This window comes from Borrelia crocidurae (genome assembly GCF_000825665.2).
Classification (GTDB): domain Bacteria; phylum Spirochaetota; class Spirochaetia; order Borreliales; family Borreliaceae; genus Borrelia; species Borrelia duttonii.
This window is the reverse complement of record NZ_LN609267.1, coordinates 653,185-663,710: the sequence shown is the minus strand read 5'-3', so window position 1 is coordinate 663,710 and position 10,526 is coordinate 653,185. Positions and strand designations below refer to the sequence as shown.

5 protein-coding genes, 2 tRNA genes and 2 pseudogenes are annotated in these 10,526 nt (G+C 27.5%); 4 read left to right on the top strand and 5 right to left on the bottom strand.

Annotated elements, in window-relative coordinates:
* On the top strand, window positions 1-1,262 hold a 1,262-nt coding region (locus BN1173_RS03215), incomplete at its 5' end, for a M18 family aminopeptidase (RefSeq protein ID WP_082020249.1).
* A 3-nt stretch (window positions 1,263-1,265) separates the two neighbouring features.
* On the top strand, window positions 1,266-1,799 hold the full coding sequence (gene rnmV, locus BN1173_RS03210; protein ID WP_082020250.1) for a ribonuclease M5: 534 nt from the start codon (window positions 1,266-1,268) through the stop codon (window positions 1,797-1,799).
* A gap of 5 nt (window positions 1,800-1,804) precedes the next feature.
* Here the strand turns inward: rnmV and BN1173_RS03205 are convergent.
* The 3 genes and pseudogenes from BN1173_RS03205 to BN1173_RS03195 form a co-directional block, all read right to left on the bottom strand.
* Window positions 1,805-1,876 (bottom strand) — tRNA-Asn (locus BN1173_RS03205).
* Between the two features lie 75 nt (window positions 1,877-1,951).
* A pseudogene (locus BN1173_RS03200) lies at window positions 1,952-4,031 on the bottom strand (LysM peptidoglycan-binding domain-containing protein).
* Window positions 3,988-4,950, bottom strand: a complete 963-nt coding sequence (locus BN1173_RS03195; RefSeq protein WP_040236566.1) for a hypothetical protein — start codon at window positions 4,948-4,950, stop codon at window positions 3,988-3,990. Before BN1173_RS03195 ends, BN1173_RS03200 begins: the two are co-directional and overlap by 44 nt.
* A gap of 98 nt (window positions 4,951-5,048) precedes the next feature.
* Between BN1173_RS03195 and mfd the strand changes: the two are divergent.
* Together mfd and BN1173_RS03185 are read left to right on the top strand one after the other, a co-directional pair.
* Window positions 5,049-8,430: pseudogene (gene mfd, locus BN1173_RS03190) on the top strand (transcription-repair coupling factor).
* Window positions 8,431-8,440: 10 nt separating this feature from the next.
* Window positions 8,441-9,703 carry an acetate kinase gene (locus BN1173_RS03185; protein ID WP_139418551.1) on the top strand — a complete coding sequence of 421 codons (1,263 nt, stop codon included), beginning with the start codon at window positions 8,441-8,443 and terminating at the stop codon, window positions 9,701-9,703.
* 59 nt (window positions 9,704-9,762) lie between these two features.
* Here BN1173_RS03185 and BN1173_RS03180 read toward each other — a convergent pair whose 3' ends face one another.
* Window positions 9,763-10,308, bottom strand: a complete 546-nt coding sequence (locus tag BN1173_RS03180; RefSeq protein WP_040236564.1) for a DJ-1 family glyoxalase III — start codon at window positions 10,306-10,308, stop codon at window positions 9,763-9,765.
* 16 nt (window positions 10,309-10,324) lie between these two features.
* Window positions 10,325-10,398: transfer RNA gene (locus tag BN1173_RS03175), tRNA-Met, on the bottom strand.
* Window positions 10,399-10,526 lie beyond the last annotated feature (128 nt).

The following is a 10,526-nucleotide window of genomic DNA, read 5'->3' as shown; positions in this document are numbered from 1 at the left end:
ATGCAACATTAGATATATCACATTTTCAAAATTTACTAGATAAAAGCTTAACACCATACCATCTAATCAATTATATCGAACAAAAATTATTATATTATCTTAATGCCAAAGAACTTAAACTTAATGAAAAATGGAAATTAGAAACGGGATATTATTACATAAAAAAAGAGGGAACAAGTCTTATTGCATTCAATATTAACACCAATAAAATACATGAACCATTTCTAATATCATCAGCCCATTCTGACAGTCCTGCATTAAAACTTAAAATAGAATCTAGCAAGAACGAAGGCAATGTATTCTTTCAACATATTGAAATTTACGGTGGCCCAATAATCTCAACTTGGACTGACAGAGACTTAAGTTTAGCAGGAATTGTATATTTCATGAAAGAAGGAATAATTAATTCACAATTGATCACAATTGACAATATTGGTACTATACCAAATGTAGCCATACACCTAAACCGAAAAGCAAATGAAGGATTTACATACAACACTCACGAAAATATAGTCGTTATAACAAGTCTTAAAAAAAGTATTAAAGAAATTATCCTAGAAAAATTACAAATATCTCAACAAGATTTCTTATCATGTGATTTAATATTCACAGCCTCTGAACCTTCTAAAATTATAGGCAGTGAAGGTGAATTTTTAGCATCAAAAAATCTTGACAACAAATCAGGATGTCATGCCATAATGAATGCATTTGTTCACACAAATAACAAAAAAAACAAAGTGGCTGTATTTTTTGATAATGAAGAAATTGGATCTCTAACGTCTAGAGGAGCTAATTCAACACTACTAACAGAAATTTTAGAAAGAATAGATTATGTCCTAAATTTAGGACAAGAAGAACATATGATCAAACTCCAAAAATCATTTAATATCTCAATGGATGGAGCACATGGAATACATCCAGGATACATATGTAAACATGACCCCTACTACAAAACAAGCCTAGGACAAGGTGTGACTATTAAAAGCAATGCCAATTTTAAATATGCAACAACAGCAAATGGATGGGCAAAACTTAAAGCTTTAGCTATAAAAAATAATATTAAAATTCAAGAAATACTAATGAAAGCAGATACAAATTCCGGAAGCACAATTGGCCCAATTGCAAACTCAAAAACAGGTATTGAAACAATAGATATTGGCACTCCAATGTGGGGAATGCACTCTTTAAGAGAAACTATTGCAATATCAGATCACATAGAAGCAATTAAACTTTTAAGAGCATTTTTTGAAAATTGGAATTAAAATCTGAAACACATAAAAGAAATAATTGTAGTTGAAGGCAAAGACGATGCTAAGAAAATAAAAGCTCTATTTAAATGCACTATAATTGAAACTGGTGGGTTATATCTACAAAGAGCAACTATTAATGTTTTAAAAAAAGCAATAGAAACAAATGGTATAATTATTTTTACTGATAGCGACAAAGCAGGAAGTATTATTAGAAAACAAATACTTAAAAGAACAGGTTATTTAAATGATAATAATAAAATTAAGCATGCTTATCTTAAAACTCAAAATCAAGAAGTTGAAATATCTTCTAAATCTGAACTAAAAGAAATTTTACAAAAAATAAGCACCTTTTATAATGAAAAACAAAAAGAAAATTTAAGTTTAAGCGATTTAATAGAACTTGGAATAACAGGACCCCAATCAAAAAAGAAAAGAGAACAAATACAAAAGTATTTTAACTTAGGAAATGGAAATAACAAAAAATTACTTGAAAGACTCAATTACTTTAAGATAAAGCGAGAAGACATAGAAAAAATAATTTTACAATAAAAAAACTCCCCCAGAAGGAATTGAACCTCCGACAAAGTGGTTAACAGCCACCTGCTCTACCGCTGAGCTATAGGGGAATGAATACCTAAACATTATGCTAAATTGAAAATCTTTTGTCAAGTAGATAAATTCATAACAAAAAATTAACAAATCTACAAAATTTTCAAAATAGCATCAGCAAGAATTTTAGAATCTAAATTTCTAAGCTTGGAAGACCTAATCGCCCAAGCTTCTTCATCAAACGCCAAATTTCTAACTTCAACCAACAATTTAGTCCTCACAATATTATTTTTCAACATGTAAAGATTTTGTCCTTTAATATAAGGAGGTCTTTTAAAATCTGCTGTCATTTTTTCAATAATACTCTTCGAATGAGTATCAAATCCTCCTTCATCCTCAGAATGATAATAAAATCCCATACATCTAGGAGCGCCAACACTATTATCAGCATGCAAACTAATATAAAGCATATCCTCTCTTTTAATATTTCTATATTTATTTACAAATTTATTTACAACAGATAATCTTTTCTTCAAACCTTCCAGAGTACCATTTATCCAAGAATCAACCGTATCTGTCTTATTTAAATCATAATCATTATAAACTTCATTCTTAACATTAACAAAAGTATTATTAGCCGTCACACTATCTCTAATTAAATGATCGGGGGATAAAATTGTCAGTTCAACATTAGCTCCATGTTCTTTAAGATAAACATAAAGCCTTAAAGCAATATCATAAACATATTCATCCTCAACAACAAAAATTTCATTATTAAGTCCATCTTTAGCCTTAACAATAGCACCAGGATCAAGTCCCCCTTGTCCACGTTGTAATTCCATTATTATTTCTATTTTTTAAACTATTATTTTTAATCGGACGAGATTGAACAAGATTTTCAAAACTTTTAAAAAGCTGACTTGCTTTCTTATATGCATTAAGAGGAGAATGCCAATCCTCTGAATAAAATTCACTTGGCTGGCTTACTTTTTTAGGCTTATACCAATAATAAAAAATTCCATTAAATTCAAAGATAGGTATTTTAGGCTCAAGCACAACTAAAGAACTAATATCAAAGGCATTTCTATGCTCTAATACATTAGAAAAATCCAAATTCAACTTCTTATTCTTGGCAGAAACAACATTTGCAATAGCTTTAACTTTACTCTTAGAATTATCATCACCTACAATTCCATCTAAAACTTTATCATCAATAATTGAGCTTTTGCTCTTATCATAAATTTTAAGTTCCTGATTATACACGATATGATTTCCATTTAAATTATTCCAACTTTTTAAATCTTCAAGCAAAATTCCATATTGACGAGCAATACTATATAAGGTCTCACCAACAGACACCTTATGAGATATAAAAGTTTCATTATTTTTAGCCTTTTCCTCCAATTTCAAAACACTAGGAGTTGCTAAATCTGATTCTACAAATCTAGAAACATCCAAAATCGAATCTGCCTTTAAATTTATTGCATTATTTCCATTTAAACGAACAAGATGTTTTGCGGTAACACCATAAATATATGCTATCTTACCAAGTGTCTCCCCCCGTCTTACATAATGAAAATGCACATTGCTAGAAGCTTTCTTTAAATATAATTTTTGTCCAATGACCAAATTTTTACTATCTAAAAAATTAAATCGCATAATATCTGAAATACTAATATCAAAATCAACAGAAAGTTTTGAAAGTGAATCACCTCTCTTAACTAAATATGGCTTTAAAAAATCAGGCTCATCTAAATTCAACCTAGAACCAACCTTAAGAATTTTAGAACTTAAATTATTCCAAGCAATCAATTCCTTTTCTTTTACGCCATATTTCTTTGATATATCTTCAATAGTATCCCCAACTTTAACAATATAAATTTTACTATCAGTGCCATATTTAACAACCTTTGCTTTCTGATTATATTTTTTAGTATTAACCTTCTTATTATTAAGCTTATTTTTAGATTTAGAAGAACTTGGAATAAATAATATACGTCCAATCTTAATATTTTCTGATTTTAAATTATTTGCAATTTTAAGTTCCTTTACTGATACCTTATATTTAATAGAAATTGAATATAAAGTATCTCCCTTGACAACTTCATGCTTAAAATTAGCATACAAATCAATAAAAGTTATTATATATAAAATACTCCAAAACCATTTAATTTTCAAAATAAAAGGCCTAGTATTTCTCCTTAATTCCAGTATTTTGAACAGTATAATCATAAATGATCCAATAATAATCATACTTTTTTAAAAAAAAGGTATATCGCTTGGCAACATAAAAATGACCATCCTCAAAATACACATCAGAGACAACTCTACCCGTAGAATCTGTATAAAAAGTCTCAACAATAGAAAATTTACTTGGAACTTTTGAAATATAAGAATTACCATTATTCCACAAATATTCCTTATATTCTTCAATCATATTGTTAGAACCCGATTTAAGCTCCTGTTTATAAAGATATGATTTATTTTGATCATTTAAAATAAGACTTTCAATATCAATATATAAAAAGAATTTTTCTCTCTCTCCAAGTCGCAATGCTGAAAACAAATATTCAATAACCTTATCAGGAGATAAATTTTCTCGTTTTAAAACATTTTGTACCTCACGATTGGAAGCTAAATTAGAAAAGTCAAATTCTTCTGCAAGATTATCCACTTTAGGTTTCAAAAATAAGGTAATAACATTAGACTCTACACGTTCTTGAGGATCTGAAATATTTGGGAAAAATACACCTTTAACAAAGTAAACACCATCTTTATCAAATTGTACAAATTGATTTAAACTCATTACTACAGAAAATCTCTCATTAGGTCTTAAAATCAGAGTTCTAACAGGAATTGCAATATTTTTTGATCTATTTTTTACATATTCAAGTGATCTCTTAACCTTTATATTAGTAGTATCTGTAACATCAAAATCAAAACCAAAAGTATTAACATCTCCTACCTCAAGAGTAATTAAATCATCAGATGAATTACTAAGCAAAACTTCAATAGAAACATTACTATTCACACGATAAATTGATTGATTGAAAAATTTTATCTTAAAATCAAGACCCTTATAATCCCTAGGAAAAAATATCGAAGGAATAATCATAAAAAATATAACAAACAATAGCTTTCTAAATTCCATAAACTCCTCAAAATCTAACTAATATTATACATAACGAAACAGAACATATCTATTAATATATAATATTATACTAAACTACGAAAACAAAAAGGTAAAAAATGAATATAGAAAAAGATTTTACACACCAAATTAAAAAATCACATCATAATTTAACAAACCCCACTAATACTTCTTGAACAAAATATACATTTTACACTAACAGGATACGAAAAATTTTTTAAAGCTTTCTTAATTCACAAAATAAAAAAATATAGTAATAATAAAGTTATACTAATAGTTAAAAATGAAAATATATCAGATGAAATTAAAAATGATTTAACACAAATCACAGATCAAATATACGAACTTAATTACTTCAGCCCTCTTATATACAAAGGGATTGGCTCAAAAAGTAAAGTTTTCTGTGATCGAGTAAAATTTTTAATCAACTTTTATGAAAATAATCCTGGCATATATATTGTTTCATTAAAATCCTTACTTAGTAAAATTCCTACAAAAAAGGATCTATTTAATAACATATATAAAATCCAAACAGATAAAATAATTAACATAGAAAATTTTGAAAAAAAACTTATAAAAATGGGATACGAAAAAACAATGAGGGTTACATTACCCGGAGAATTTACAATAAATAACAAAATAATAGATATACATTCATTTAATCACAAAGAACCAACAAGAATTTCACTTAATAATGACAAAATAAAGCAAATCAATTATTTCAATCCCCTAAATCAATTAAAACAAAAAAATGTTATTTATGAATTTAACATAATTCCAAAAAAAGAAATAATTTGGAAAAAAGAAAACATAGATAAATTAAAAAACTACATCAAAGAATCTGAATATAAACAATTCTTTAAACAAATCGAAACAAAATACAACGCAAGAACAGAAGAAGTATTTTATCCATTATTAGGAGAGACTCTCTTAAGTCAGGAAATAAATGAAAATACAATTACTATAAATTTTGAAATACCAAATTTACAAGAAGAAATCAAACAGATATATAAAGAATACGATAGGCTCTACACTCAAGCAATAGAATCAGACATAAAACTAGTATCACCAAAAGAAATCTTTATAAATCCCAACGATTTAAAATTAAAAACCAATATATATTTTATAAAAACTCCTATAAATCAGCAAACAGAAAAGCCTACAAAAGAAATTATAGAATTTAAAATTGAGAGCGAACGTAGATTTTTTTCAAATATTGTACTTGCAAAACAAGAAATACAAAATTGGATTGATAATGGATTTCAAGTAATTATTACAGCAGAATCCAACTCACAAAAAGAAAAATTAAAATACATTTTTCAAGACATACCTAAAATCAAAGTTGAAGTTATTAAGATATCAAGCTCTCTTATAATAAACGAAGAAAAAATAGCTATTATTACTGAAGCAGATATCTTTAACAAAAAACAAAAAACAAATAAAAATTTCGAATCATCAAAAACAAAACCTATAGATTCATTTATTGAGGTTGAAAAAAATAGTCATATTGTCCATATAAATCATGGAATTGGAATATTTAGACAAATAAAGAGAATCAAAACAAGTCTTATTGAAAAAGACTATATTGAAATTGAATATGCTGATAATGAAAAATTATTTATTCCTATTGAACAAACACACCTTATTCAAAAATACATTGGCAATGAAACTCAAAATATAAAACTAGATAGAATCAGTTCAAAAACTTGGGAAAAGAAAAAAATTTATGCAACAAAAAAAATTGATAAAATTGCAGATCAACTTGTTTCACTTTATGCAGAAAGAGAAAATATTACAGGATTTCAATATCCTCAAGATGATGAATGGCAATTATTATTTGAATCAGAATTTCCATATGATGAGACTCCAGATCAATTAACAGCAATATCAGAAATCAAACAAGATATGATGAGTCCAAAAGTAATGGACAGACTTTTATGCGGAGACGTTGGATTTGGAAAAACTGAAGTTGCAATGAGAGCAGCATTTAAAGCTGTTATGGGGAAAAAACAAGTAGCAATACTATCTCCAACAACAATTCTTACAGAACAACACTTCAATACATTTAAAAAAAGATTTAAAAATTTCCCAATTCAAATTGCAATGATTAGCAGATTTATAACAAAATCAAAAGAAAAGGAAATTCTTCGCAATTTAGAAACAGGAAACATTGACATAATAATTGGAACACATAAGATATTATCAAAAAAAATAAAATATAAAGATTTGGGTCTCATTATTATTGATGAAGAACAAAGGTTTGGTGTTAAAGAAAAAGAAAAACTAAAAGAAATAAAAGTCTCTGTCGATTCTCTTGCATTATCAGCAACTCCAATTCCTCGTTCTCTTCACATGTCATTAATCAAACTAAGAGACATTTCTGTTTTAAAAACTCCACCCCAAAACAGAATTAAAATAGAAACTTACGTTGAAGAATTTAGTGAAATATTAATTAAACATGCAATCGAAAATGAACTATCAAGAGAGGGACAAGTTTTTTTTGTACACCATAATATTCAAGAACTAGATTCAATAAAAGCAATGATAGAAAAAGTAGTCCCTTATGCAAGAATTGCAACTATCCACGCAAAACTTACGGGTGAGCAAATTGAAAACATTATGCAAGATTTTATAAATAAATCATATCAAGTATTACTAGCAACAACAATTATTGAAAATGGAATAGATATTGAAAATGCAAATACAATAATCATCAACAATGCAAATAGATTTGGGCTTGCACAATTATACCAACTAAGAGGAAGAGTTGGCAGAAGTTCAAAAAAAGCATTTGCTTATTTTTTATATAAAGAAAATTCAAATCTCAATGAAGGAGCCATTGAAAGACTAAGAGCAATATCTGAATTTTCAGAACTTGGAGCAGGATTTCAAATTGCAATGAAAGACATGGAAATAAGAGGCGTTGGTAATTTACTTGGAAGAGAACAACATGGAGAAATTGAATCTATTGGACTAGATTATTATTTAACAATGCTAAATAAAGCAATTGAAAAACGTATGGGAAAAAATTCAAAAAAAAACGAAATCAACATTGAAATTAATTACAATGGATTTATCCCCAATAGCTATATAAATAATGAACAACATAAAATATCAATTTACAAAAAAATTTCAGCAATTCAAAGTGAAGAAGAAAATAACAAAATAAGATCTGAAATTTATGATCGATTTGGACCAATTCCCAACGAACTAAATAGCCTACTTATTTTATCGGAACTAAAATTACTTGCACAAAAACTCAACATTACAAGCCTTAAAGAAAGAAATGGATTACTTGAAATTGAATATTTAGACATAAATAGCATTCCTGCAGAAAAGATCATGAAAATTATTAAAGACAATCCTAATATCTTAAAATTAAATCAAGAATATCAAAACTCGGTTTTTCTAAATTTAGAAAATATTAAAGAAACAGATAAAATAAATTGGATATACAAAAATTTATATCTATTATTATAATAATAATCAAATGAAAAATATAATAATACTAATAGTAAACACGGGAAGTTCTTCATTAAAATTTACACTTTATGAATATCAATATCAAAGTGAACAAATATTAGCATCAGGAATAATTGAAAAAATCAAAACAACCCAAGCAATAATCAAAATTAAGTTTAAAAATAAATTTTTAGAATTAACAAATTTAAACATTAAATCTCACAAAAAAGCACTAAAACATTTGATTAAAACTTTAACAAACAAAAAAACAAAAATTATTAATTATTTAGATCAAATTCAAGGAATAGGACACAGAATTGTACATGGAGGTGCAAAATTCAAGAACTCAGTAATAATTAATCAAAATGTATTAAATGAACTAAAAAAAATATCTCATCTTGCACCTCTTCATAATCCAATTGCAATAAAAGTAATAGAACAAATGTTTATATTATTTCCAAATGCAAAACAAGTCGCATGTTTTGACACATCATGGCACCAAACCATGAATCAAAAGGCATTCTTATATGCCACACCATATTCTTGGTATAAAGACTATCATATTAGAAAATATGGATTTCATGGTCTCTCATATGCATATATAACAAAAAGAACTGCAATAATACTCAATAAAAATATAGAAGATCTAAATTTAATAATATTACACCTAGGCAATGGAGCAAGTATTAATGCTGTTCAAAAAGGAAGATCTTATGATACAAGCATGGGCCTCACTCCACTTGAAGGCCTTGTAATGGGCACAAGAAGTGGAGACATAGATCCTACCATTATCCCCTTAATGAGCAAAATACTAAAAAAAACTACAAAACAAATTGAAAATATTCTTAACAAAGAAAGTGGTATGCTTGGTATATCATGCAAATCAAATGATTTAAGAGATATTTGGATAGAAAGTAACAATAATGAATATAATTCTAAACTTGCGGTTGAAATAATGACTTACAGAATAAAAAAATACATTGGTTCTTATCTTGCAGCTTTAGACTTTAATATTGATGCAATAATATTTACAGCAGGAATTGGTACTAGCGATTATGAGATAAGAAAATTATCCCTTCAAGGATTTGAAAAAATTGGAATTAAAATTGACCTTCAAAAGAATAATTTAGCAATAGATAAAAACACAGAATATGACATATCAAGTAATCAAAGTAATATAAAAATACTTGTAATCCCAACAAACGAAGAACTAACTATACTTGAAGACACCTATAAGCTAATCAAAAACACTCACAAAATCCAATATACAAAAAATGACTCTCCACTATAAAACATTTTTTTAAATCAAATAAATAATATCAATAGAAATTACTCATTGCACATTTCACATTAAAGCAAAGCTTTACTCTTAACATCCTCAAGTACACCCTCTCCTTTAACAATCTTCAACAAAGCAAAAGCAAACTCAAAAGACGTTCCAACACCCTTAGAAGTAATAAAATTATTACTAATAACAACATCTTCATTAACAAACTCACCATCAGTAATATCACTCTCAAACCCCGGATAACACGTAAATTTACTCTCACCCAAAAGTCCCTTTGCCCCCAGTACAACTACTGGAGATGCACAAATAGCCGCAATCAACTTGCCCTGTAAATTCATATTTTTCAAAATACTATCTAAATCTTTAGATTCAAAAAGATTCGTAGCACCTGGCATTCCTCCAGGAAGTATTATTAAATCAAAATGATCTGCTGTACAATTTGATATCTTCTCATCTGCTCCAAAAATAAAACCTCTAGAACTTGACACAAGCTTACTATCATTTAAACTTATAACTTTCAAATCAACATTCCCACGTCTTAGAATATCCATAGGAACTACAGCTTCAATTTCTTCAAACCCATCTGCAAGTATAATTGCTACCCTCATAATACAAACTCCTTAATGCTGATGGAGGGACTTGAACCCACGACCACTCGGATATGAGCCGAATGCTCTAACCAACTGAGCTACATCAGCCTGTAGCCATTAAAGTGTATAAATTCAAAGATATTTTGTCAATATAAATAGTATTATCAAGTAATGAACCCATACCTAAAATGAATAGAGAAATAATAATTAATTTACCTCCGTCAATATAAAAAAGG

Bases quoted from the DNA above. Each gene is read 5' to 3' on its own strand.
- BN1173_RS03185 (WP_139418551.1), top strand. From the start codon at position 8,441: ATGAAAAATATAATAATACTAATAGTAAACACGGGAAGTTCTTCATTA.
- BN1173_RS03195 (WP_040236566.1), bottom strand. From the start codon at position 4,950: ATGGAATTTAGAAAGCTATTGTTTGTTATATTTTTTATGATTATTCCT.
- BN1173_RS03180 (WP_040236564.1), bottom strand. From the start codon at position 10,308: ATGAGGGTAGCAATTATACTTGCAGATGGGTTTGAAGAAATTGAAGCT.